Origin of the sequence: Priestia sp. D3YE.R1 (assembly GCF_049199565.1) — a bacterium.
GTDB lineage: Bacteria > Bacillota > Bacilli > Bacillales > Bacillaceae_H > Priestia > Priestia aryabhattai.
Window position 1 is genome coordinate 99,139 of sequence record NZ_JBLTHW010000004.1, and the last position, 25,127, is coordinate 124,265.

General features: G+C 37.3%; 24 protein-coding genes. 18 read left to right on the forward strand and 6 right to left on the reverse strand.

Features of this window, described 5'->3' with window-relative positions; genetic code table 11:
- Positions 1–285: 285 nt before the first annotated feature.
- Complete coding sequence (locus tag ACOZIR_RS22185) at positions 286–2,916, reverse strand: DEAD/DEAH box helicase (protein WP_045293772.1); 2,631 nt, start codon at positions 2,914–2,916, stop codon at positions 286–288.
- On the reverse strand, positions 2,909–4,471 hold the full coding sequence (locus ACOZIR_RS22190) for a hypothetical protein (protein ID WP_045293771.1): 1,563 nt from the start codon (positions 4,469–4,471) through the stop codon (positions 2,909–2,911). The genes ACOZIR_RS22185 and ACOZIR_RS22190 overlap by 8 nt, the downstream gene beginning before the upstream one ends.
- Positions 4,472–4,712: 241 nt before the next feature.
- Here ACOZIR_RS22190 and galU point away from each other — a divergent pair, with 241 nt between their 5' ends.
- The 3 genes from galU to ACOZIR_RS22205 all read left to right on the forward strand — a co-directional run bounded on the left by galU (position 4,713) and on the right by ACOZIR_RS22205 (position 7,901).
- Complete coding sequence (gene galU / locus ACOZIR_RS22195) at positions 4,713–5,597, forward strand: UTP--glucose-1-phosphate uridylyltransferase GalU (RefSeq protein WP_028412001.1); 885 nt, start codon at positions 4,713–4,715, stop codon at positions 5,595–5,597.
- Between the two features lie 246 nt (positions 5,598–5,843).
- A complete protein-coding gene (locus tag ACOZIR_RS22200; RefSeq protein ID WP_088049183.1) occupies positions 5,844–7,127 on the forward strand; it encodes a nucleotide sugar dehydrogenase in 1,284 nt (427 codons plus the stop codon).
- Positions 7,128–7,193: 66 nt separating this feature from the next.
- Positions 7,194–7,901 (forward strand): WecB/TagA/CpsF family glycosyltransferase, encoded by a 708-nt coding sequence (locus ACOZIR_RS22205; protein WP_045293767.1) that lies wholly within the window; start codon positions 7,194–7,196, stop codon positions 7,899–7,901.
- Between the two features lie 36 nt (positions 7,902–7,937).
- On the opposite strand, the gene ACOZIR_RS22210 is transcribed toward ACOZIR_RS22205, so the two are convergent.
- Together ACOZIR_RS22210 and ACOZIR_RS22215 are read right to left on the reverse strand one after the other, a co-directional pair.
- On the reverse strand, positions 7,938–9,467 hold the full coding sequence (locus tag ACOZIR_RS22210) for a flotillin family protein (protein ID WP_045293765.1): 1,530 nt from the start codon (positions 9,465–9,467) through the stop codon (positions 7,938–7,940).
- Positions 9,468–9,496: 29 nt separating this feature from the next.
- Positions 9,497–10,021: an NfeD family protein gene (locus ACOZIR_RS22215; protein WP_045293763.1), complete on the reverse strand. Its 525-nt coding sequence runs from the start codon at positions 10,019–10,021 to the stop codon at positions 9,497–9,499.
- A 629-nt stretch (positions 10,022–10,650) separates the two neighbouring features.
- Between ACOZIR_RS22215 and ACOZIR_RS22220 the strand changes: the two genes are divergently transcribed.
- On the forward strand, positions 10,651–11,703 hold the full coding sequence (locus ACOZIR_RS22220; protein ID WP_013059776.1) for a glycosyltransferase family 4 protein: 1,053 nt from the start codon (positions 10,651–10,653) through the stop codon (positions 11,701–11,703).
- A gap of 39 nt (positions 11,704–11,742) precedes the next feature.
- On the opposite strand, the gene ACOZIR_RS22225 is transcribed toward ACOZIR_RS22220, so the two are convergent.
- Positions 11,743–12,741 (reverse strand): LCP family protein, encoded by a 999-nt coding sequence (locus ACOZIR_RS22225; RefSeq protein ID WP_045293761.1) that lies wholly within the window; start codon positions 12,739–12,741, stop codon positions 11,743–11,745.
- A 195-nt stretch (positions 12,742–12,936) separates the two neighbouring features.
- Complete coding sequence (locus ACOZIR_RS22230) at positions 12,937–13,572, reverse strand: YigZ family protein (RefSeq protein WP_421535823.1); 636 nt, start codon at positions 13,570–13,572, stop codon at positions 12,937–12,939.
- Positions 13,573–14,011: 439 nt separating this feature from the next.
- Here ACOZIR_RS22230 and ACOZIR_RS22235 point away from each other — a divergent pair, with 439 nt between their 5' ends.
- The 14 genes from ACOZIR_RS22235 to csrA all read left to right on the forward strand — a co-directional run bounded on the left by ACOZIR_RS22235 (position 14,012) and on the right by csrA (position 25,100).
- Complete coding sequence (locus ACOZIR_RS22235) at positions 14,012–15,160, forward strand: sensor histidine kinase (RefSeq protein WP_013059773.1); 1,149 nt, start codon at positions 14,012–14,014, stop codon at positions 15,158–15,160.
- Between the two features lie 77 nt (positions 15,161–15,237).
- On the forward strand, positions 15,238–15,921 hold the full coding sequence (locus ACOZIR_RS22240) for a response regulator (protein WP_013059772.1): 684 nt from the start codon (positions 15,238–15,240) through the stop codon (positions 15,919–15,921).
- Between the two features lie 417 nt (positions 15,922–16,338).
- On the forward strand, positions 16,339–16,770 hold the full coding sequence (fliS, locus tag ACOZIR_RS22245) for a flagellar export chaperone FliS (RefSeq protein WP_310878187.1): 432 nt from the start codon (positions 16,339–16,341) through the stop codon (positions 16,768–16,770).
- A gap of 120 nt (positions 16,771–16,890) precedes the next feature.
- Positions 16,891–17,328: a YaaR family protein gene (locus ACOZIR_RS22250; protein WP_045293757.1), complete on the forward strand. Its 438-nt coding sequence runs from the start codon at positions 16,891–16,893 to the stop codon at positions 17,326–17,328.
- A gap of 106 nt (positions 17,329–17,434) precedes the next feature.
- Positions 17,435–18,280 carry a DegV family protein gene (locus ACOZIR_RS22255; RefSeq protein WP_045293755.1) on the forward strand — a complete coding sequence of 282 codons (846 nt, stop codon included), beginning with the start codon at positions 17,435–17,437 and terminating at the stop codon, positions 18,278–18,280.
- Between the two features lie 79 nt (positions 18,281–18,359).
- The gene (locus ACOZIR_RS22260; protein WP_421535824.1) at positions 18,360–19,868 is read left to right on the forward strand and encodes a DEAD/DEAH box helicase; all 1,509 of its coding nucleotides are present in this window, start codon (positions 18,360–18,362) and stop codon (positions 19,866–19,868) included.
- A complete protein-coding gene (locus tag ACOZIR_RS22265) occupies positions 19,865–20,557 on the forward strand; it encodes a ComF family protein (RefSeq protein WP_152640858.1) in 693 nt (230 codons plus the stop codon). The genes ACOZIR_RS22260 and ACOZIR_RS22265 overlap by 4 nt, the downstream gene beginning before the upstream one ends.
- Before the next feature lie 61 nt (positions 20,558–20,618).
- Positions 20,619–21,032, forward strand: a complete 414-nt coding sequence (locus tag ACOZIR_RS22270; protein ID WP_421535825.1) for a TIGR03826 family flagellar region protein — start codon at positions 20,619–20,621, stop codon at positions 21,030–21,032.
- A 159-nt stretch (positions 21,033–21,191) separates the two neighbouring features.
- The gene (flgM, locus tag ACOZIR_RS22275; protein WP_014457790.1) at positions 21,192–21,446 is read left to right on the forward strand and encodes a flagellar biosynthesis anti-sigma factor FlgM; all 255 of its coding nucleotides are present in this window, start codon (positions 21,192–21,194) and stop codon (positions 21,444–21,446) included.
- A gap of 21 nt (positions 21,447–21,467) precedes the next feature.
- On the forward strand, positions 21,468–21,929 hold the full coding sequence (locus tag ACOZIR_RS22280; protein WP_237758516.1) for a flagellar protein FlgN: 462 nt from the start codon (positions 21,468–21,470) through the stop codon (positions 21,927–21,929).
- A gap of 18 nt (positions 21,930–21,947) precedes the next feature.
- A complete protein-coding gene (gene flgK, locus ACOZIR_RS22285; protein WP_421535826.1) occupies positions 21,948–23,459 on the forward strand; it encodes a flagellar hook-associated protein FlgK in 1,512 nt (503 codons plus the stop codon).
- A gap of 2 nt (positions 23,460–23,461) precedes the next feature.
- Positions 23,462–24,343: a flagellar hook-associated protein FlgL gene (flgL, locus tag ACOZIR_RS22290; protein ID WP_045293746.1), complete on the forward strand. Its 882-nt coding sequence runs from the start codon at positions 23,462–23,464 to the stop codon at positions 24,341–24,343.
- Positions 24,344–24,422: 79 nt separating this feature from the next.
- Positions 24,423–24,845, forward strand: a complete 423-nt coding sequence (gene fliW, locus ACOZIR_RS22295; RefSeq protein ID WP_045293745.1) for a flagellar assembly protein FliW — start codon at positions 24,423–24,425, stop codon at positions 24,843–24,845.
- 24 nt (positions 24,846–24,869) lie between these two features.
- On the forward strand, positions 24,870–25,100 hold the full coding sequence (gene csrA / locus ACOZIR_RS22300; protein ID WP_029714345.1) for a carbon storage regulator CsrA: 231 nt from the start codon (positions 24,870–24,872) through the stop codon (positions 25,098–25,100).
- The last annotated feature ends 27 nt before the right edge of the window (positions 25,101–25,127 follow it).

The window sequence follows — 25,127 nt, forward strand, 5'->3', positions numbered from 1 at the left end:
CTAATTATGTAAATGTTTCGTGTTTATTTTTCCAATATGTCTATTAAATTACAAAAATATTATATGTATAAATATGCTGGAATTTAAAGAGAAAGTAAAGGGTCTTTTTCGCTATAAAAATACCTTTTTATTCAAAAAACGATATTTATCGCGTTTTTTGTATCTTTATCAGTAGTTGAAGAACGATTTGCACTTATTTTTTTATGTCGAATGATCTAATAAAAAAAGAGGACAAGTAAAAAAGTCCTCTTTTTGGTAACGGTGTAACACATTTTATAATTTTTCTTATTCATTTCTGTAAGCAAGAAGCTCTTGTAGCTCTTTATTCGAAAGTTCTGTGACCCATTGATCTCCTTGGATGAGTTCATTGTTTAGAAGTTGTTTTTGATTGATCACTTCATCAATTTTTTCTTCAATCGTTCCTCTTGTAATAAATTTATGAACATGAACAAATTTCTTCTGACCAATTCGATGGGCCCGATCGGTTGCTTGGTTTTCAACGGCCGGGTTCCACCATCGGTCAAAATGAATAACGTGATTTGCAGCCGTTAAATTCAATCCAGTTCCACCTGCGCGAAGAGAAAGGATAAAGATGGCTTTTTTCCTTGCTTGAAATTGGGCAACCATTTCATCTCTTTGTTCTTTTGACAAACTTCCGTGAAGGAATAAAACTGGCTCGTTGATTTCTTTTTCTAAGGTTCTTTGCAGCATGAGTCCTGTTTCAATATACTGAGTAAAGATTAAACAGCTTTCTTGCTGTGTGCGAATGCTCTCTACGAGTTCAATAATTTTTTCATTTTTATGAGATCGCCGTACCGTTTGTTTTGCTGCACTTTCCTTTAAGTACAGAGCGGGATGATTGCATAATAATTTTAGCTTATTTAGTGTTTGCAAAATCAGTCCTTTTCGTTCAAATCCTGTTTTTACCTCTGTTTCTTGAAGCATTTCTTGAACTAGCTCCTGGTAAAGTGAAGCCTGTTCCGCTGTCAGCGGGATATATTCTTTTTGTTCTTGTTTATCAGGCAGTGAGCGGGCGATGTTTTTATCTTGTTTTGTTCTTCTCAATAAGAAAGGCTGAATGAGGGCTTTAAGCTCAACAGTTCGTTCAGGTTTCTCTCCTTTTTCAATGCCGGCTACAAATCGGTTTTTAAATGAATTGATTGTTCCTAAGTAACCAGGATTGATGAATTCAAATAATGACCATAGTTCCAGCAGACGGTTTTCAATGGGAGTTCCAGTTAGCGCAATTTTGTGTCTTCCTTGCAGCTGCCGGATGGCTCTTGCCTGTTTAGTCTGCGGATTCTTAACATGTTGGGCTTCGTCTAAGGAAATGCTGTTCCACATAAACCCTTTCAACAATTCGAGATCTAAAAGAGCAACTTGATACGTTGTGATCACAACGTCAGTGCTTTCACATATCTTCTCAAATGCATCTCCGCTGGCTCTTTTTGTCCCGTAATGAACATGAACACGAAGAGAAGGGGCAAACTTCTGGAATTCTTTTTCCCAGTTTCCGATTAAAGAAGTTGGACAGATGATGAGAGAAGGAAAGCTATGTGCCTGATGAATGTTTGTTAAATAACTAATTAGTTGAATGGTTTTGCCTAGTCCCATATCATCTGCTAGACATCCTCCTAAGTTAAACTTTCTCAGAAACATAAGCCAATTTACACCTTGCTGCTGATAAGGTCTTAGTGCACCTTTAAATGTCAAAGGAGGCAGCACTTCTGGCAGCCGTTCTAAATCCGTTAAAGATGTAATAAATGATTGAAAAGAAGCCGGGAGTTGGAACTCAACTTTTACCTCTTCTTCATCAGTTTTACTGTCTGCCATGTAGGTTAGCTTCGTTTTTAAAATTTCATGAATTGAGACGCCTTTTTTACTAGCTTCTTTAACAATTTTCTGCGCTTGTTTAATTAATCTAGAATCCAGTCGAATCCACTGGCCGTTAATAGATAATAATCGGCGTTTTTGTTCGACTAATTTCCGAAACTCTTCTTCTGAGAAAGTTTGATCGCCAATAGAAAATGACCAGCGGAAGCTGCTGATAGCTTGTTTACCAAATAATGCGGATGAAGTACTTTCAATGGCGCCAGATACTTTTATAGTGGCTTTTTTTAATGATTCCCACCAGCTTGGCAAATGGATAGAGACACCTTGTTTGATCAATGCTGCACTATCTTGAGTTAGAAATTCCCATACTTCCTCATCTGTTAGGACAGACTGAATAAACGCTCCTTTTTGGTATAAAGTAGGAGCCAACGCTTTCCATCGTTCGTGTTCGTAAGCGATATATGATTCGTAGTGATGCCACTCTTTGGGAAGATTTCTTTCCAGTATAAAAGGTTCTTTGGCTTCATCATGGGGAATCACGAATGTTTCAGCCGTCCATACATCTCCATCAGTCGTTGGCTCTATAATACGCAGCGAAAGATCAAAGGGAGGATTATAGCTCTCGCCTTCTATGCTTATTAAAAAGTCTTTTCCTTCTTTTTTTAATAGGCTCTCTTTAATTTGTGCTCTCCACTCTTGTTCAGCAGCCTGTGAAAGCGAGCCAGTCATTTGCTTTTTAAAAGGAAGAGAATGAAATTTCCCTTGGATAATCCTTTTTGTCATATCGACTGCAATTTGCTGATAAGCTTCTGCTGAAGCGGACAAAGCCGGTTTCAACACATGCTGTTGAATAGGTGACTGTATGAAAGTGAACATTTGCCATGGAGAAAGAAGAATTCCTTTTTTTCCATTAATCTCAACCGGTGTAATTTCGCTTCCATAGTAGGTCTGTTCATGCCATAGAAACAGCGCATCTTTCCATGTATCAGGGAGCAAAATTTGGCCGCTAGGTGATACACAGTAGAGGAAAAAGTCATCGTGTACAGGTTCGACTTCAAGTGTTAAGTGAAACAAATCAAACATTCAGTAAATCTCCTTTTTCTAATAGTTGTTGAAATGCGCGCTGTTTTTTTGTTTTTATCGTTAATTCTTCTATATAATGTTCCCATAGTAGAGAGCGATTCATTTGTAGATAAAGTCTCTTTAATTCTTGTAAGTAGATATAGGCTTCTTGATAACTGCTTTTCTTTTTTTCATAAATCAGCTTTGAAATCATGTGATGATAAAGAGGGATAACCAGCTTTTCATCTTTTTGTTTTAAGGCTTCTATCGTTGGCTCGTCATATTTGATGCTGTCATACTGAAGAAGCACCTGTAATTCAACCCACTTTTTCAATTGGTCAGAAGCATACAAAAACTCACTATACTCAATAAAACTATAGGGAAGTAACGTTTGTAATGCTTCGGTATACAAAGTTTGATCGTTCGTTAAGTCTTTATAGTGCTGAAATAAATTTGCAATCATGGATACCATGTTTCGGCTTCCTTGATAAGTAGTCGGAACGGTGCGGACGTAATCTCCTATATAGGCCATTATATAAAATCCCCACTGAGCAAAGCGGTCAGTTTCTTTTTCGTGCAATAAATCATTTAACCAAGGGATAAGATAGGGAATCATTTGTAATGTTTCATCGCTCAAACGTTCTTTTGCTTCTCTATCTTTTCCTTGAAGAAATAAAAGATAGGAAAGAGCTGTATTATTTATGAAAGAACCATGCTGGGCTTTTAATTCGCGTTCCTCATTTTTTCGCCATCTTTCTAACGTGAAGACTTTTTGCCAAATAACGCGATAAATTTCAATACGCTCATATTGTAAAGGCATATCTTTATGCAATAATTCTCGGATGTATGGAATGCTGTCTTCTATAATAGATAATGCATCCCGATCGTATTTCGTTTGCTTTAATGAATCAGCGGTAGCATAAATTTCATTTGTTATTTTGTATACGTGACTATATACAAATGATTCCTCAATATTAGTAGAAAGCAGATGAGTCTGTAATTGAGCTGATAGTTTATTGAATGAATGAACCGCTCCATACATACAAAATAGAGCATAAAGCAATGGATGCTCAGGAGCCTTTTTGACTAAGGCACGGTAATAATATTGATAATATTCATGATAAATGGAACGGTCATTTTCGTTTCGCCCCTGCATAAAAAGCGTATACTGCTCTTCAAAAGTTTGTTTCCACTCTTGGAAAGTTGCCTTTGGCTTTTTTAACACTTGTTTGGCAGATAGCATAGTCAAAGCTGCCTTTTCATGGTTTCGCCATTCTTTGAATAGGGGCGAAAGCGGTTCTATTAATGAATACATATAAAAAAACGCTGCAAAGCAGTGTTCACAAAATCCGCGATGCTGACAAGAACAGGTACTTTCAGGGAGCGTCTGCTTGTTTAGTTCAACATAAAACGAATCGATTTTAACGTTTAATATCTGTTCATCATTGTGCAAAATGAAGAATGAATGGGTGCGGTAAAGGTCTAGTCCTGCTTGGGCATTCGTGCGATAGCGTGCATCACTGTACGGGAAATGATGTATAAATTGGTGCTGTAAGTGATCTGAAAACGAACTCATAATCCCATTCCTTTCTATACATAAGTGGAACATAAAATTATATTTATAAGTGATTAATTTTCTTTTCATTATAAATGATAAAAATAGAATTATACAAAATCTTTTGTTATGATAAAGCAGAATCCAACATGACTCTTTATAAAAAGAAATGGATTCAACATGACTTTGTGTACATACTCAATCGAAGACTTACTATACTATAACCAATAAGCACGATTGACATTGACAGGAGGAAAAGTAAGTGAAAATTCGTAAAGCTATTATTCCAGCAGCTGGATTAGGGACACGCTTTTTGCCGGCTACAAAAGCACAGCCTAAAGAAATGCTGCCAATTGTAGATAAACCAACGATTCAATACATTGTGGAAGAAGCAGTAGCATCAGGTATTGAAGATATTTTAATTGTAAGCGGTCGCGGAAAACGAGCAATTGAGGACCATTTTGATAAATCATATGAGTTAGAAGAAACATTAGCTGCAAAGGAAAAGTGGGACATGCTTGAAGAAGTGCAGGGGATTTCGAATTTGGCTAATGTTCACTACATTCGTCAAAAAGAACCTAAAGGATTAGGTCATGCCATTCACTGTGCCAGAAGTTTTATCGGAGATGAACCTTTTGCTGTTATGCTAGGCGATGATGTAGTTCAATCAGAAACACCTTGTTTGAAACAGTTAATGGACGTATACGAAAAATATGAATGCGCTGTAGTTGGTGTACAGGAGGTGCCTAGGAAAGAAACCTCAAAGTACGGAATTGTAGGTCCTAAAGGAGAGCCTCTTGAAAAAGGATTATTAGACGTAGAAACGCTCGTTGAAAAACCGAATCCAGAAGATGCCCCTTCAGGCTATGCAATTATGGGGCGCTATATTTTAACACCGGAAATTTTTGATATCTTAAGCAGAGAAGAAATTGGTGCAGGAGGAGAAATTCAATTAACAGATGCTATTTTACGTCTGAATGAATTTCAACGTGTTCTTGCTTATTATTTCGAAGGAAAACGTTATGATGTTGGAGATAAATTTGGATTCATTAAAGCAACAATTGATTTAGCCTTACAAAGAGAACCGCTGCGAGAAGAGTTAGTGAGCTATTTTAGAGAAATTGTCGAAAAAGAAGGGCATATGTAAAAATAGATTTACTAGGGGAACTATTGGGAATCATGGAGATTTTCAATAGTTCTTTTGGGTTAGAGCCCGTTGTACAAAAGATGGTTATATCGTTTATTGATGAATTCTCATAAAATGTTACATAATAATAAGTAAAAGAAATTATTTCATGTTTTTATATAAATGCTATCATGAAATGACATTTTTCGATATAATATCAGATAGGTTTTATTTATTAAGCATGTCATATAAAGGAGATTTTCTGCAATGACAAAGAAATTGTGTGTAGTTGGTTTAGGATATATAGGTTTACCGACAGCTGTTATGTTTGCCAATCACGGCTTATATGTACATGGTGTTGACGTAAATGAAAAAGCAGTAGAATTAATTAAAAATAAGCAACTTCATATAGAAGAAAACGGCTTACAAGAACGTTTAGAATCAGCGGTTGACAACGGCCACTTCACGGTAGGCACAACAGCTGAAGAGGCGGATATTTTTATTATTGCTGTACCATCACCAATTAATGAAGATAAAACGGCAAACTTGAACTATGTTCGAGAAGCGACAAAATCCATTGTTCCTTACGTTCGTAAAGGAAATTTAGTTATTTTAGAATCCACAGTTCCTCCCCGTACAGTAGAAGATGTGATGCTACCTGTGCTAAGAGAAACTGGTTTAGAATTAGGCAGTGAGTTATTTGTTTCTCATTCACCGGAACGCGTTATTCCAGGAAAAGTATTTGAGGAACTAGTAAATAATGACCGTATTGTCGGTGGTATTAACGAAGAGTCTAGTCGTTTGACTGTTGAGCTTTATAAAACATTTGTAAAAGGAAATATTCACGTAACGGATGCTACAACAGCTGAAATGGTGAAAGTAATCGAAAACACATATCGTGATGTGAACATTGCGTTTGCCAATGAACTGGCGAAAATTAGTGAGAAAATTGGTGTAAATGCGTGGGAAGCGATTAAGTTAGCGAACTATCATCCACGTGTAAACATTCATTTACCAGGTCCTGGTGTAGGCGGTCACTGTATTGCTGTTGACCCTTGGTTCTTAACGGAGCTTCAGCCCGAACTGGCAAAAATTATTTCTCTTTCTCGTCATACAAATGATTCAATGCCTGAATATACAGCATTGAAAACGAAAAGCCTACTAGATGAAAAGGGCATTCAACATGGACGTGTAGCTGTTTTAGGTTTAGCTTTTAAAGGAAATATTGACGATATGCGTGAAAGTCCATCAACAGATGTACTTCATCATTTAGAAAAGCTGGGCGTTGATTACACAGCATTTGATCCTCATATCAAAGAGAATAAAATCGAACGTCAGACGCAAAGTTTGGATGAAGCTGTTGCACATGCGGATGTGATTCTTATTTTAACAGATCATAATGAGTTCAAAGAGCTTCTTCCATCATCTGTTGAAAATCATATGCGTACAAAGATTATTTTTGATACGAAAAACTGCATTCAGCGTGATCAATGGAAAGCAGCAGGCTTTGACGTAGTGTTACTTGGTGATTCAAAAGTTTCTACTTTATAAAAAGACGGGCTGAACAGCCTGTCTTTCGTTTGTAAAAAACTAAAAAATCAACATACGGGTGATTTAATGAAGGAAAACATCTTAGGAATAGACGTTTGTAGCGACACGTACGATGAGCTAGCGGTAAAGTTACTTCAGGATATAGATAAAGGCCGAAAATCATTTATTGTAGCAATCAACCCTGAAAAGATTATGAAAGCACAAGAAGACAGGGAATTGAAGTCACTATTAAATCAGGCGACTTATCAAATTCCAGATGGAATCGGTGTGATTTTAGCTTCAAAGCTCAAAAAGGGACGTATTCGTGAGCGTGTAACGGGTATTGATATGATGCTGAAGCTGTGTAAAGAAGCAACGAATAATGGTAAAAGAATTTTTTTATACGGAGCCAAGCCTGGAATTGCAGATGAAGCCAAAGCTAAGTTGGAAGAGATGTTTCCAGGGATTTTAATTGTTGGAACATTAAATGGCTATGAAAAAAATGAAGCAGTCATTGAACATACGATTAATGATTCAGGAGCAGAAATTGTTTTTGTGGCTTTAGGCAGTCCAGCCCAAGAAAATTGGATTATTGCTCATAAAGAAAAACTTAATCCTTCTGTTTATCAAGGCGTAGGAGGTTCGTTCGATGTTATTTCAGGACGATTGAACCGAGCACCTGCTGTTTTTCAAAAGTTTGGTTTAGAGTGGCTTTATCGATTGTTAAAAGAACCATGGAGATGGAAGCGTCAGTTAGAATTACCTAGGTTTCTTCTTCGAGTGTTAAGAGGTTAAAAAAGCATGCGGATTATATCCGCATGCTTTTTATTTTTAGATATCTTCTTTTTTGTTTTGTTGCTTGATTTCATCCGTTAGTTCGTGCAAGCTTTGTCGCACATTTCCTTTTCCAGAAAAGTTCTCAATCAATTCCTTCACATCTATACCTGAGGATGCTTTCAGAGATTCTTGAAGAGAAGACATTAAGTTTGTTGCATAGCCAGTCACTTTATTAGCTCCGCTGTTTTCACCGTTGCTTCCTGTATCCACAACCGTAATTTTATCAATATTTGCTAAAGGACTTGCAACTTGTTTTGCATATTCAGGAAGCATTTTGATAATCATATCTAAAATAGCCGCTTGACCGAACTGCTCGAATGCTTCAGCTACTTTTTGTTTAGCTTCTGCTTCAGCTAAACCTTTTAAGCGGATAATCTCAGCTTCAGATTCACCTTGGGCGCGCTGAGCATCAGCTTTTGCTAACCCATCAATTCGAACGCGTTCAGCTTCAGCTTTAGCCATTGCTTCAATTCGATATTTGTTGGCGTCTGCTTCAGCAAGCTGTTTTGCTTTTTCAGCTTCTGCGGATTGCTCAACAGAGTAACGATCTGCATCTGCTTTCTTTTTTACTTCAGAATCGTATTGACGCTCACGACGAAGAATTTCTTTTTCTTCCAATTCAATTTGTTTCTGACGTTCAATAATGCGAATTTGCATTTCTTGTTCTGTTACATCTTGTTTCGCGCGGGCTGTTTCTAGATCATATGCTTGGTCAGCACGAGCTTTGGCAATATCTTGTTCGCGACGATATTCAGCGGTTTTTAACTGATTCATTTTTTCAGCTTCCGCGATTTCTGTATTTCGCTCGAGCTCCGCTTTTTGGGCATCTTTATGAGCTTCAGCACGCTTGATTCTTGTTTCTTTTTCAGCTTCCGCTGTTGCAATATCAGCATCTCGCTTAACTTGAGCAATACGAGGTTTCCCTAGCGATTCTAGATAGCCGTTCTTATCCCGAACGTCTTTAATTGTAAACGATACAATAATTAATCCCATTTTAGCTAGGTCTTGTGAAGCTACGCGCTGTACTTCTTGAGAGAATTTTTCACGGTTTTTATAAATTTCTTCTACCGTCATAGAACCAAGAATCGAGCGAAGGTGACCTTCTAAGACTTCTCTAGCTTCGGTTTCACGATCTTCTTTTGCTTTGCCCAAAAACTGCTCAGCGGCCGTTGCAATTTCTGAAATAGAACCTCCAATTTTGATGATTGATACCCCATCAGCCATAACAGGAACACCTTGTTCTGTATATACTTCAGGTGTAGACACTTCCAGTTTGCTTGATAGCAAGCTCAGAGGCTCAGCCTGTTGAAAAACTGGCAGAACAAACGTACCGCCGCCGCGAACAATTTTAATCCGGTTTCCGGATTCATCGACGTGCACGTTTTTATTTCCCAGATAGCTCCCTGTTACAATTAACGCTTCATCTGGACCTGCTGTACGGTATTTTGTAATAAATACGGCAATCAGCGCAATTAATAAAAAAACAACAATTCCAACGACAGCTAATATAGGTATTGAAAACATAAAACTCCCCCTAATGCTATTTATAATGATTAATTGGTCATAACTTCTTCATAAATCACAACGAGTGCGTTGCCCCTTTGTATATCTACCACAAGCACTTTGCTGCCTAAAGGTATAGCAGTGTTTTTAAAGCTGGCAGCGGGTTTGGAGATCGTGCCGCTAACCCCTTCGATAAATACTTCTCCATAACCATCTGCAGGAACGGAAGTAATAATGGTACCAAGTCTTCCTTTTAACGAATCTTCAGTAAAAGCAAGAGACTCTTCAGCCGATGATAAAGGAATCAATACGAAAACGTTGAGCAAAATAACGAGTAGAAGGGCAATAAGAGCGGAAATCGAAATAATCCAATAATTTTGCAATGACGTATAGGTGAACAAATATCCACTGGCACTAAAGAATGTTAAAAAAGAAAAAAGAAGAGTGGGGTTAAAAAAAGGTGTCGCTTCAGATAATCCATCTAATAAATCGCTAAATAAAATGTATAAGAAGGTTAGACTTCCGCAGATAATTAATCCATACAAATACACTGTTTGAACAGATAGACCGAGCATAGTTCATTCAACACCCCCTTTATGTAAGATGATTGATGCTGTTTCTACTATGTATTACGAACCGTATTGAAAAAAGTTTCATTTTTTTGATTAAATTCCTTTTTTTGTTTAATTTTATCTCTATCCATTTCACTATATTTTAACTTTTAAATGATATAAGATAAGGACAACGATTCAGAGAATGCGGTTTGAAGTAGTGGACATGCATAGGCCAAAAGTTTGTTCATATAATGAGTGGGGCTATGTGAAATAAAAATAAAGGTTTAAATATGCTTAATAAAAAGGAAAAAGAGTTAAAGATGACGAATAAATTAGACGAAAAGGGGGGAGTTCGCTTATATTTTAATAAAATATAGTAAAGAAAATGTTCTACATAAAATAACCGCATAAGAATAAAGTAAATCAGCTGTTTATACACCAAAAAATATAGTTCCTTTCTATTAATAGTTTGTAAATGTGCTAATTTTTGAGAATAAATTTCTATTTAAGTAGTAGAATCATTGTGATATAATCCATTTTGGGAATAAGTAAGTAATTATTGTTATACGCAATTTGAAATACTATCCAATTATATAAAGTTGGATACATTTTTTATGGTTTTGGTTAACATAAACCTGAGGAGGGTCTCCATGCTATATTTGACCTTGTTTATTTGTTTTATTACATCTATTCTGATCACTCCGCTGGTTAAGAAGCTGGCGTTTAAAATAGGTGCAACGGATAAACCAAATCAACGAAAAGTTCATCAAAAAATTATGCCTCGCCTTGGAGGTTTGGCGATATTTTTTAGTTTTCTTATTGGATACCTCGTTTTACAGCCTGACAGTAAATATGCGCTGCCGATTTTAATCGGAAGCATCATTATCATCATTACCGGTGTCTTAGATGATATGATTGAGCTATCCGCTAAAATCAAATTAGGCGGTCAGCTAGTAGCGACATTAATTGTTGTTGTATACGGTGGAGTCCAAATTGACTTCATTAACTTGCCGTTTGGCGGAAAATTAGAATTCGGAATGTTAAGTATTCCAATTACGGTATTATGGATTGTAGGAATTACCAATGCTATTAATTTAATTGATGGATTGGATGGATTAGCTGCCGGCGTTTCCTCTATTGTATTGATTACCATCTCGGGTATGGCTATTATGATGGGCAATGTGTTTGTGACAAGCATGGGTTTCATCGTATTGGGAAGTACGCTCGGATTTTTGTTTTACAACTTTCACCCCGCTAAGATTTTCATGGGCGATACAGGAGCACTATTTTTAGGCTATATGATTTCTGTATTGTCTCTGTTAGGATTTAAAAATGTAGCGGTTATTTCCTTTATTGTTCCAGTTATTATTTTAGGGGTACCAATTTCAGATACGTTCTTTGCTATTATTCGCCGAATCGTAAAAAATCAACCGCTATCGGCTCCTGATAAATCTCATTTGCATCATTGCTTGTTGCGCTTAGGGTACAGCCATAGACAAACGGTTTTAATTATTTATGGAATGAGTGCGATATTTGGTTTAGCGGCAGTTATCTTCTCAAAGGTACAAACAATGTGGGGTTCTTTTCTTGTACTAGCTATCCTCCTTGTAGCGATTGAAATTATCGTTGAAAAGATAGGGCTAGTTGATAAGACATACAGGCCGATCCTTAATATGGTTCGTGGGCTACGTTTAAAAAACTAATAAAAAAAGACCTCTTGGATATCCAAGAGGTCTTTTTAATTATTCTGTTGTATCTGAAGTTGATTCAATGCCTAAATGCTTGCGGAGCTTTTCACTTACTTTTTCCACTGAATCATTGTCTAGTTTGAAGTAGTAAACGCCGTTAATTTTTTCATCGCTGCCGTCTAAGTTAATGGTTTCGATGTCTACTTTTTTCGAAGCATAATCATAAAATGAAAGCATTTCACCGAACATTAAATTCGTTTTCATATTATCGCCAACAGCTTCAATAAGATTGCCATATTTATTTAGTGATCCAATGGAAGCAGCTTTTTTAATCATGGCTTCGATCAACTGCTGTTGTCTTTTTCCTCGCTCAATATCGTTGTCTTGTTTTCGTGTTCGAGCAACAGCTAGCGCTTCTTCGCCATTTAAATGTTGGTTTCCTGGTTTTAAGACAATAGCATTATGACGATCTTTTGAGTCCTTTTCACTCATCGCATAAGGTACATCAAAATCGATTCCCCCAAGTGAGTCTACAATGTCTGTGAAAGCTTTAAAATTCACTTTAACATAGTAATCAACAGGGACATTAAACAGCTGTTCTACCGTTTCTACAGTTGCTTTTGGACCTCCGTACGCATGCGCATGCGTAATTTTATCTTTTTTGTTCACTTCAGGTATATAAACCCGCGAATCTCGAGGTATGCTTACAAGCTTTACGGTTTTATTTGTTTCGTTAAAGGTCGCCAAAATCAAAGCATCTGTACGGGCTGATTTTCCGAACTTCCGGGTTTCACTATCATCTACGCCCATAAATAAAATGGATATATCATCTTTTTTGGGATCGATTTTACGATCACGCATAGGAGAGTTATCGCGTTCTCCAAGTCCTTCATAAGAATCAGAAGCTACTGTTTTAGCTTTAACAAATAAATAAGAGCCATAAGCGGTTGCAGAAAGCCCTAAAATAAGGATAGGTAACAGAAAAAATGTAAAAAGCCTTCGTTTTCTTTTCCGTTTGTTTACTCTTTTTTGAAAACGTCTATATTGAGCCATACGGTTTCTCCTTTTATTCGTATATTCGAACACTTATTGTGACACTTAGTATGTGTTATAAATTGGAATGTATGAATCAAACTCGTCAAAGCTATGCGTCTTTACGAGGTTTTTACTCATTGACAAGTAGCGCAACCATCAGAATAGTTGCGCTATTTATCAATTGTACAATGTTTTTTAATAAGAGTAAATAATTCATTCTACATCTTCTTCTAAATAGGTCGTCTCACCTGCTCGAATATCTGCTTGGCCGTTTGTTAGCTCGGTCATCCATTCAGTAAATGCTTCCGTTTGAGATTCCTCTACAAATGTTTCAATCTCTACCATGTCTGCGTAGTGGATTTCTTTTAATAGATAAACGGAACTGCGAAGCTCATTTTCTAATTTTCCAAGCCATGTATAGTCGACGGTTGTATGCATAACCGCCATGAGAGTTCGTTTGACTGTACCTAATTCATTTAACGCTTCGGAAACGGATTTTCCATACGCGCGCACCAAGCCACCTGCGCCCAATTTAATGCCTCCGAAATAGCGCGTAACGACGACCACCGTATCTTTTAAGCCTCTCTTTTTAAGCACTTCTAACATCGGTACGCCTGCTGTTCCACTTGGTTCTCCATCATCGTTTGCTTTTTGAAATTGATCCCGTTCTCCAATTAGGTAAGCTGAACAGTTATGAGTAGCATTCCAGTGCTGTTTTTTAATGTCTTGAATAAATTGCTGAGCTTCTTCCTCAGTTACTACACGTTTCATATGACAAATGAATCTAGATTTTTGAATAGTGATTTCATGTGAACCTTCTTGTTTTACGGTATAATATTGTGATAACAATCAAAAAATCCTCCTTAGCGTTATAAATAGAAGAAAAACGGGTATTTACGTACTGTTTACTTGCTATTAGTATAGAATGTTTATGAAAAGACATCAATTAATCAAATTCAACATCACTTAAACAAGCCATACAGAATATACGTTATAATAAAGCAGTGTGCAGGCTTGTATAGCTAAATAATGAAATGATTTAAACAGGCAGTTAGTCACTATTGAAGAGTGAGCGTAAATGGTAATCTATTCAAATAACGCGAGTCAAGCGTCGATTGATGTCGAGTTTGAGGGTACTAAAAACAACCGTTACTTTTTGGATATAAAAAGTCAGATAGGGAGAAAATATGGATCTTATCCTCACAATTCAGATAGGTCATACGAATACTATATATAGCATGAACGTATAGACATTTCTCCGAATGTGAGTATAGTTTGGGGTGAGTAAATGTCGAAACATAAATTAACAAGCAAGGCACTTGATGAAATTTTTGAGAAGATTATTGGCACAGTAGGAGATAGTAAAAATGAAGTCTATCGTCTTTCTGAAGATGCCAGACAAGAATATCAGCAAATTAAAGAAGAGTTAGAAGTGTTAAAAGGAAAAGTTCTTGAGACGATAGAGCAAGGCGATAAATTGGAAACTCAGGCAAGGTTGGCTCGAAAGCGTTTGTCTGATGTGAGCCGACATTTTCAAATTTATTCAGAGCCTGAAGTAAAAGATGCTTATGAAAAAGCACATGAATTACAAACCAAGCTGCTGATGAATCAGCAAAGCGAATATCAGCTGCGTAATCGTCGAGATGAACTAGAAAGACGCTTGCTTACATTGGAAGAAACGATTAAACGTGCAGATCACCTAGTAGGTCAAATTTCCGTTGTGTTAAATTATTTAACAAGTGATTTAAAACAAGTAGGGGAAATAGTAGAAGATGCTATTCAAAAAGAGTATTTTGGCTTTCGGATTATTGAAGCTCAGGAAGAGGAACGGAAACGTTTGTCCAGAGAGATTCATGACGGCCCAGCTCAAATGCTTGCAAATGTTATGATGAGATCGGAATTAATTGACCGAATTTACCGGGAACGTAGTGCAAAAGAAGCAATGGAAGAAATTCGAGATTTACGAAAAATGGTTCGTTCTGCCCTATACGAAGTGCGTCGAATTATATATGATTTAAGACCGATGGCACTTGACGACTTAGGTCTAATTCCGACGCTGCGTAAATATCTTGATACAATTGAAGATTATAATGAAGGCAAGCCTCGGATTACGTTTATTTCCATTGGACAAGAGAAGCGAACTGCTTCAAAATTAGAAGTAGCACTGTTTCGTCTAGTGCAAGAAGCTGTAACGAACGCATTAAAACATGCAGACGCAACGGAAATCCAAGTGAAGATAGAGTTCAACAATGAACACGCTATTTTGCTGGTCAAAGATGACGGCTGTGGTTTTAATCAAGAAGAGAAAAAAGAGAATTCGTTCGGCTTAATAGGAATGAAAGAGCGTGTTGATTTGTTAGATGGGACTATTTCTGTTCATTCGAAAATTAATCAAGGCACGCTTGTTATGATTAAAGTACCGATTATAGCCGCTTAAAAAGGCAGAGATATGTATATAAATAGGGGTCAATATAGAGTAAAACATTTGTTGTTCGATTTGGGGAGGAATCAAACATGCAGACAAGAATTATCATAATCGACGATCACCAATTATTCCGTGAAGGAGTAAAAAGAATTTTAGATTTCGAAAAAGATTTTGAAGTAGTTGCAGAAGGTGACGACGGTAGCGAAGTTATTGACCTTGTAGAAGAACATCAACCTGATGTTGTAATCATGGATATTAACATGCCGGCTGTGAATGGTGTAGAAGCTACGAAAAAGCTTGTAGAAGTAAATCCGGACGCTAAAGTTATTATCTTATCTATCCATGATGATGAGACATATGTAACTCATGCCTTACAAACAGGTGCACGAGGCTATCTGCTAAAAGAAATGGATGCGGATGCGTTAATTGAGGCAGTGAAAGTAGTTGCAGAAGGTGGTTCATATTTACACCCGAAAGTAACGCATAGTTTAGTAAAAGAGTACCGTCGACTGGCAGCTCAAGGGCAATCGTCTTCTTATCCGCACGAACCAATTGAGATTCGCCGTCCGCTACATTTGTTAACACGTCGTGAGTGCGAAGTGCTACAACTGTTGGCTGATGGTAAAAGTAACCGAGGAATCGGAGAAGCATTATATATTAGTGAAAAAACCGTTAAAAACCATGTGAGTAATATTTTGCAAAAAATGAATGTAAATGATCGTACTCAAGCTGTTGTTGTGGCAATCAAAAACGGCTGGGTAGAAGTAAGATAAGTTCAAAAGTCTGATATACCACTAGGTATATCGGACTTTTTTTTTCTTTTTATAACTTTTTTTGAAATTGTGGGTAAAAAGTCATGTGTAATGAGAGAGGGAAACAACCGATAAGTTAAGGGAAGAAGATATCTTTTAGGAAGGCGATGGATGATACCTTTGCGCATTTACTCGTCTTTCAAATTCGCTTAAGGATAAAGGAAATCTTAAGGATCCTACAACTTTCGACGAAAGCATCCATACCTCAAAACAATGTTCATCAATTTGATGCAAGCTCTTGTAAAGGAAGGTCTTCAATACATTCAGATACATATGAGGTTGTAGAAGAATTTATTCAAACCTCAACTGGTACCCTTTAAAAATTTAAAAGTTAGAGTGAAACAAATAGAAAACTGATTTAAATAAGGCAAGAAGGTGATGAAGCTGAATTTTATAACGGAAGAATTAATTTATCATAAATCTCCGCAAGAGCTAACAGCTATGATGTATGAAAAATTTATTCAAAATATTGATGAAGCTGTAATAGCAATTCACCACAGCGATTATTTTACAGCGAATGAAAAAATTAAACAGTGCAACGATATTTTATATCGGCTAGGAATTGGCTTAACATATCAAGCAGGTATTATTGCAGAGCAGTTAGATACCCTTTACAACTATATGTCTGAGCGATTAATTATGGCTAATTTTAAAAAAGATACGTTTATTTTATGTGAAGTTCAACAAGTGATGAAGAAGCTTTCTAACGCTTGGAATGAAGTGTTAAAAGCGACGCCTAAAGTTACCTCTTCGCCCCGAAAAAGCAAGCTGTCTTCTTATGAACAGCACATAAGTATCACTCTTAGCTAAAGGATAATCATCATATCCACGCATCAGATGCCTCTCGAAACTTTTCAGCTAATCAAGCTAGCACATCTAAAAGTCTAAACGCAATGGAGTGTATACTAACAGAGAAAGGAGAGGTACATAGTGGAGTTACAGCGAATTAACGGTCTTTCTTCTTCCGTGAATCTCATTAGAGAAAAAGAAGTAAGTAGTTCGGCTTCATTTACAGGAGTAATGGTAAAGAAACAAAAAGAACTGACCTATGAACATTTAACTCAAGTAATAAATAAAATTGAAGAACAGGGAAAGCAGTTAGTAAAAAGTAACACTATTGATTCCTTGCGAAAATACAAGACACTTGTGAAGCAGTTTATGAACGAAGTCGTTAAAAATGGTTTTGAACTGCATGAAGAAAGAGGATTTAATCATAGAGGAACGACTAAAATATATAAGTTAGTGAAAGAAGTAGATATGAAACTAGTTGACTTGACAAATGATATCCTTCAAAAAGAAAAAGACAGTTTAAATTTACTCAAGCGGGTTGGAGAAATCCAAGGTTTGTTAATTAATATGTATACGTGAGTGAGCTTTTACTAATAGGTAAACCTCTCGTTACATGCATTTTAATCCTAAATGTTGTAGAATAGAGTGAAATTATTTTATATAACAAAGGATGGATCCCTATCTTATGAAAACAGCAATTATTACAGATAGTACCGCCTATATATCAGAGGAAATTCGATCAAACTATCATATACATATGGTACCGCTAAGCGTTATTTTTGGTGAAGAAACATATCGTGAAGAAGTAGATATGACCGCAGATCAATATTTTGAAAAAATTAAAGAAGCAAAAAATCTTCCAACCACTTCTCAGCCTGCTATCGGAGAATTTGTAGAGTTGTTTGAACAGTTAAAACGAGATCACTTCGATGCAGCTATCGTTATTACGTTATCTAGTGGAATTAGCGGAACGTACCAGGGTGCTTTGACGGCAGGTAGCATGGTAGAAGACTTTGACGTGCACGTATTTGATTCAGAGATCAGCTGTATGGTTCAAGGCTTTTATGCGATTGAAGGAGCCGAGATGGTCCGCTTAAATAAACATCCTGACGAAATCATTGCGCGTTTCGAAGAGATGAAACTATCAATGCATGCGTATTTCATGGTAGATGATCTATCGCATTTACAGCGCGGAGGTCGCCTAAATGCAGCTCAGGCTATTATCGGAAGTCTGCTTCAAGTAAAGCCCGTGCTCCATTTTGAATCTAAAAAAATTGTTCCGTTTGAAAAAATTCGTACGCGTAAGCGAGCATTAAAACGAATTACCGAGCTTCTTGATGAAGATGCAAAAGAAAACGTACCTATGAAAGCTGTAGTTATTCATTCTAATCGTGAAAATGAAGCAAAAGAAATTCAACGAGACTTAGAACAAGAATATCCTCATATTGAATGGAGCCTTTCTTATTTTGGCGCTGTCATTGGCACGCATTTAGGTGAAGGTGCCATCGGTATAGGCTGGTATAAAAAGTAATCGAAAACCAAATCATTTGATTTGGTTTTTTTGCAGGAAAAAACACCTTTTTTTGCGTATATAGATGTGTACGATAAACATGGAAAGGAATGAAGATATGCTTTTTACTGTTAAACAAGAATTGCTAGATCCCGTTCAAGTACCTGGCCCAGCTGCTTTTCCACTCTCAAAAATCGATACGTGGAGAACTCCACCTTTAAATCCTTCATACCCCTACTCTTTAGATCTTCAGCGCTCTCTAAGCGGAAAGCAGCTTCTACTAACTCGGACTCCCTATCCTTTATCTCTTATTCATGAACATTATCTAAACGGATATATTTCCTATCAAAAAGCACTTACCCAGAAAGAAAACGGATATAAATGCAACCGGTGTGGAAGTGATAGCCCCTTTTATTTTGCTTCATTTCCATGCAGTAGATGTCACCAGGAGTGCTGCTATTGCCGAGCGTGTATTGTAATGGGCAAAGTAAGTGAGTGCACACCCTTTATAAACTGGGAAGGACCAGAAAGGAATGTCCTGCCAAAAAGCAGCGTGATGAATTGGGAAGGAACGCTGTCTAAAGCTCAAGAACGTGCTTCAAATGAACTCATTCAAGCTATAAAAAAGGATGAAGAGCTGTTAATTTGGGCTGTTTGCGGAGCAGGAAAAACGGAAATTTTATTTAAAGGTATTGAATCAGCGCTGAACAGCGGAAAGAAAGTCTGTATTGCTACTCCAAGAACAGACGTAGTTATTGAGTTAAAGCCAAGAATTCAATCGGCATTTCCGGATATGGCTGTGCTGGCTATGTATGGAGGCAGCGAAGACCGTTTTCATGAATCCTCTCTTATTATTTCCACCACTCATCAACTTCTGCATTATTATCAAGCGTTCGATGTGCTGATTATTGACGAAGTAGATGCATTTCCGTATTCAACAGAGCCTATGCTGCACTATGCTGTTGCAAAAGCAGCTAAACACGCTGCGTCAAAGATTTATTTAACAGCGACTCCAAGTGAATCATTAAAAAAAGACGTTGAGCAAGGAAGAAAACAAGTAGTTAAAATTCCAGCCCGCTATCACCGCATGCTTATTCCTGTTCCTCGGTTTGAATGGTGTGGCAATTGGAAGAAAAAAATAAAAACAGATACCTTACCTGCTAATGTTGAGAAATGGCTGAAAAAAAGAATAGACGAAGGGAAACAATGCTTTGTCTTCGTCCCGCAAATTAAGTGGATTGCTCCGATCACAGACATGATTCGAAAGCTGACCGAAAAGGTAGACGGTGTCCATGCTGAAGATTCCCAGCGAAAAGAAAAAGTAATGAAATTTAGAGAAGGACAGCTAGTTATTTTAGTAACGACAACAATATTAGAGCGAGGCGTAACGGTTCCCAACATAGATGTTGCAGTATTGGGAGCAGAAAAAACGATTTTTACTGAAAGTGCTCTTGTGCAGATTTCAGGAAGAGTAGGGAGGAGTGCACAATTTCCAACGGGAGACGTGGTCTTTTTTCATTATGGACAATCTCTGTCTATGCGAAAAGCAAAAGGACATATTGAATATATGAATGCTCTAGCTTATAAGGAAGGGCTGATTGATCGATGACAATATGTCTGATTTGTTTTGAACCCCTTGTTTCTTCTTTCGATTGGAGATCATTGTTAAAACCTTCTTCAACGGATAGGATTTGTACTGTTTGCTTGCAAAGATGTCCCATCATCACCAGCAGCATTTGCAGGGGGTGCGGCCGCTCTCTTGCAGACCTGGCTCCTTCTCATTATGAGCTAGACACATGTAAGGACTGTCAGAAATGGAATGATGGTTCTTTTTTTAACCGTTCTCTTTATACGTACAGCAATTTTATGCAAAGTATAATAGAACGTTTTAAATTTCAAGGAGACTATGAAATTATCCAAGCATTCAAGGAGCAGTGGTATAAGTTCTATAAAAAAGAATGTAATCCAAAAGCTATACTAGTTCCTATACCTTTAACGGACGAGAGATTATACGAAAGAGGGTTTAACCAATCTTTAGCACTAGCTGAACTGATCAGTGACAATATAGAAATGCCGCTTGTTCGCTGTTCAGGAACAAAGCAATCAAAGAAAAATAGGCGAAGTCGGCTGGCAGAAAGACCGGAATTTAAAGTGGTGAATTCCTCAATGGTTACGAATCAAGAATTTCTCTTGATTGATGACATTTATACAACAGGAGCAACCGTGCGCCAAGCGGCAAAGTGTTTGCAGGAAGCTGGGGCACGTTCAGTTCGTTCGCTCACTTTAATTCGTGCATGAAGATGTATAATTTAAAACTTTGACCGATAGTAAAATAAAAAACAAATGAGGAGTTTCGAATATGGGAACGTTAGATAATTGCAGGGAATGCGGTAATTTATTTGTAAAAATGGGATCAATAAACATATGTAAATCATGTTTTGACAAAGAAGAAGCTCTATTTCAACGTGTCTCTTCATTCTTGAAGAAAAGAGCAAATCGTACAGCAACAACTTACGAAGTGATGAAAGAAACGGGCGTTTCAGATTCGTTAATTCATCAATTTATTCGACAAGGTCGCTTAGTGCTAACTAATTTTCCAAATATAGGCTATCCATGCATGCAATGCAACGCTCAGATTCAGGAAGGAAAACTTTGCCATTCATGTTCTCAAGAAATTAAACATGGGTTAGACAAGCATAATCGTGAGATCATTCGTTCAAATGAAGAGCCGACGCGTCCCACCTATCGTTCTAATGAAAGGAAAAAAGAGTAAAAGTGTGCTGAGTGTTTGCAGGTTCTCTATCTATAGACCTATGTTTAAGGTGGAATGTGAAAATGGTCTCAACTTCCTTGGCGATGCTAAAGGTTTAGGTGGAAATTCCGATATAATGAATAGAGATAACGGATACAAATATAAAAAGAGGTGAGAGAGATGAAGATTAACCCATCGAACTTATTTGGAATAAATCCGTACAAAAAACAATCAGAAAAAACAGAACAGGTCTCTAAAAAGAATCCACAAGATCAGATTCATATTTCATCTGAGGCGAAGAAACTTCAGGGAAATGAACCATCTCCAGAAAGACTTGAAAAATTGGAGAAACTAAAACAGCAAATTAACAGCGGAACATACGAAATTAACGGAAAAGAAATTGCTAAAAGTATTGTAGATTTCTATAAAAAATAAAAGGACTGACATTGATTGAACGTGCGAGAAATTCAAACGATACTAGAAAAACAAGTAACGCTTCACAAAAGTTTGTCTGTCATTGTTAAAGAGAAAACGAATTTTATTATTAAACAAGATGTAAGGGCATTGACGGCTTCTTTGCAAAAAGAGCAATCTCATATAGCTGCTATTTCTGCACTGGAAACAAAACGTATAGAAGCGATGGAAAAAAGCGGACATGCTGCTCGCTCCATTGAAGAAATAGCAGGCTCATTCTCTGAATACTCCATCTTGATACCCTTTCAAAAACAGCTAATAGATATAATTCAAGATATAAAGTATGCAAATGACTTGAACAATCAGCTGCTCACACAGTCTTTGCAGCTGATTCATACCGAACTAGACCTTCTTGTTCCATCGAAACGAGAGGATTCGTTCAATTACACAAAAACAAATAATAGATCGTTTCAGTCCAACTCTATTTTTAATTCGAAGGCATAAAGAACGGAGGAAAGCAGAATGAGTTCAACATTTCATGGTTTGCAGGTGGCTAAACGAGGAATGGATGCCCAACAAGCGGCTCTTTACACGATTGGCCATAACGTATCTAATGCAAATACGCCGGGCTATACGCGTCAGCGAGTAAGTTTAGAAACGTTCCCAGCCTATCCAGCCCCAGGGATGAATCAGACTGGAGCTGCGGGTCAAATAGGAATGGGAGTAGAAGCCAGCACGGTAGAGCGAATACGTGATACATTTTTAGATACCCAGTATCGAGATGAAACCATTAAAGTAGGGTATTGGGATGCACGCGCTGGTGCTCTTGAAAAAATGGAAGAAATTATGAATGAACCTACTGAAGATGGACTTTCAGCTGTTTTTAATCAATTCTTTGAGTCCATTCAAGATGTAGCTTCACATCCTTCAGAAGCAGGAGCCAGGTCTGTTATGATTGAACGAGCTGAAGCAGTAGGTGATACTTTCTCTTATTTATCTACTTCTTTAAAAACGATTCAAGGTGATTTACAAAACGAGCGTGACGTAGCCGTAACACAAGTGAATTCGGTGCTAGAGCAAATAAATAATGTAAACCAACAAATACAAAACGTAGAACCGAATGGCTATTTGCCTAATGATTTGTACGATGAAAGAGATCGGCTGCTAGATGAAATTTCTAAATTTATGCCGGTTTCTTTAGAGTATACAAAAAGCAGCGGGAACGCTTCTGCAACGTCAGAAGGAGTGGTAACGGTTCAGCTTCAAATGTCTCAAGGGCCTATTACTCTTTTAGATGGGAAAACTCATCAAGTAAATGCCATCAGTTTGACAACAAATCAAGATTCCTATGTGACGGAAATTCATATAGGGGATGAGATACGGAATCCTGAGTCATTTCCTAAAGGAAAACTTAAAGGGTTAATTGAGGCTTCTGGATATATAGATAATAGTGGTGATAAAACAGGTGTTTACGCTTCAATGATTGATGATTTAGATGAAATGGCATATGAATTTGTGAACTGGTTTAATGATAAGCACCAACAAGGTATCACGCTAGATGGTGATAATGGTGTGTCCTTTTTTAATGAGATTTTTCAGAAAGAAGGGGCTGCAACTGGAATTGTTATTGCTGATAAAATTAAACAAAACACGAACAATATTGCTGCTGCTTCTGGTGCTGCTGGAACTGATCGCCAAGGAGATGGGCAAAATGCTCACCTATTGTCTCAATTTCGTCAAAAGGTGCTTATTAATTCCGGGAATCAAGCTGTTTCCCTAGACGGCTTTTATCAATCTGTTATTGGCCAAATGTCAGTAGATGCCCAACAAGCCAACCGCTTAAAAAGTAATTCAGAAACTCTCCAAGGAGCTGTGGAGCAAAGGCGCCAGTCTACCAGTGCAGTTTCATTAGATGAAGAGATGACCAATATGATTCAGTTTCAGCATGCATATAACGCTAGTGCCCGTATGGTGACTATGATTGATGAAATGCTTGATAAAATTGTAAACGGTCTTGGAACTGGAGGAAGGTAAAGATGCGTGTCACACAAGGAATGTTAGCGGCTAATTCGTTAAAACAGATTAGCAATAGCTATAATAAGCTGGAAACCCTTCAAAACCAATTATCAACGGGAAAGAAAATTACTCGTCCTTCGGATGACCCGGTAGTGGCTACGAAAGGAATGGCGTATCGTTCTAATCTTTCTGAAGTAAATCAATATAAGCGTAATTTAACAGAAGCTCAGTCTTGGTTTGATAGTTCAGAATCAGGACTTGAACAAGTCAATTCCATTCTTCAGCGCACTAAAGAGCTGGTCGTGCAAGGGTTAAACGGTACGAATGAAAGTGATGACCGCCAAGCGATTGCACGTGAAATTGAACAGTTAAAGCTGGATTATATGCAAGTAGGCAATACGCAGGTGGCAGGAAACTATATCTTTAACGGTGTAAATGTGGGAGCACCGCCTATTAGTGAGAATGCAAGCGGTATGATAGAATCGAATATTAACCTGGATCCTTTTTCGGTTGAGGTATCAAAAGGTATCCAGCTGAGAGTCAATATTCATCCTGAAAACATTTTTGGACAAGGTGCATTCGACTTAATGAACAATGTTCAAACAGCTTTTGAACAAAACGATGTAAACTCACTAAAAGAGCTTTCTAAACAGGTAGACACGCAGCTGTCTACGCTATTAGCGGAGCGATCTGAATTGGGAGCAAGGAGCAATCGGCTTGAGCTGATCGAAAACCGCCTTGATTCACAAGAGATTACGGCTACTAAGATGCTTTCAAATAATGAAGATGCAGATATTGAAAAAGTCATTACGGATTTAACCGTACAAGAAAGCGTGCATCGTGCTGCTTTGGGAGTAGGGGCTCAAATTATTCAGCCTACGCTGCTAGATTTCTTGCGTTAAAAAGCTCCTTCTAAACAGAAGGGGCTTTTTTACAATGAAAAAAGATAATAAAAAAATCAATTAGCAAAGGTGTGATGAGATGAAAATTTCCACAAGCTATCATGGAGATATAGAAATAGATAATCAGCAAACACTGACGTTCAATCAAGGGATTCCAGGTTTTTTGGAAGAAACTGAATTTGTTATTTTACCACTTCCGGAAGCCGAAGCTTTTCAAGTTCTGCAGTCTATTCAAACCAAAGAATTAGCTTTTATTATCACAGATCCATTTCAGTTTTTTTTAGATTATGATTTCCAACTAGAACCTCAGGAAATCGAAAAGCTTCAATTACAACAAGCGGAAGATGCAGCTGTTTACGTATTGCTTACGATGTCAGATTCTGTGGAAAAGATAACGGCTAATTTGCAGGCTCCTGTTATTATTAATACAAAGCAACAGCTTGCTAAGCAAGTGATTTTAATGAATACAGCTTACGAAACGAAGCACAGGTTATTTGAGTAAGAGGAATAGATAAGGAGTGAGTCCATGCTTGTTTTAACACGAAAGTTACATGAAACAATCAAAATAGGTGATGAAATTGAAGTGACCGTCCTTGCAGTTAATGGTGATCAAGTAAAGTTAGGAATTCAAGCTCCAAAGTCTGTAGATATTCATAGACAAGAGATTTATGAAGAAATACGTAACGAAAATAAAAGTGCTTCTCAAATTACATTACATGCTATTGATATGCTGAAACAATTACCGAAAAAGAAATAAAACGATTAGGTTGAAAATAATCAAAAA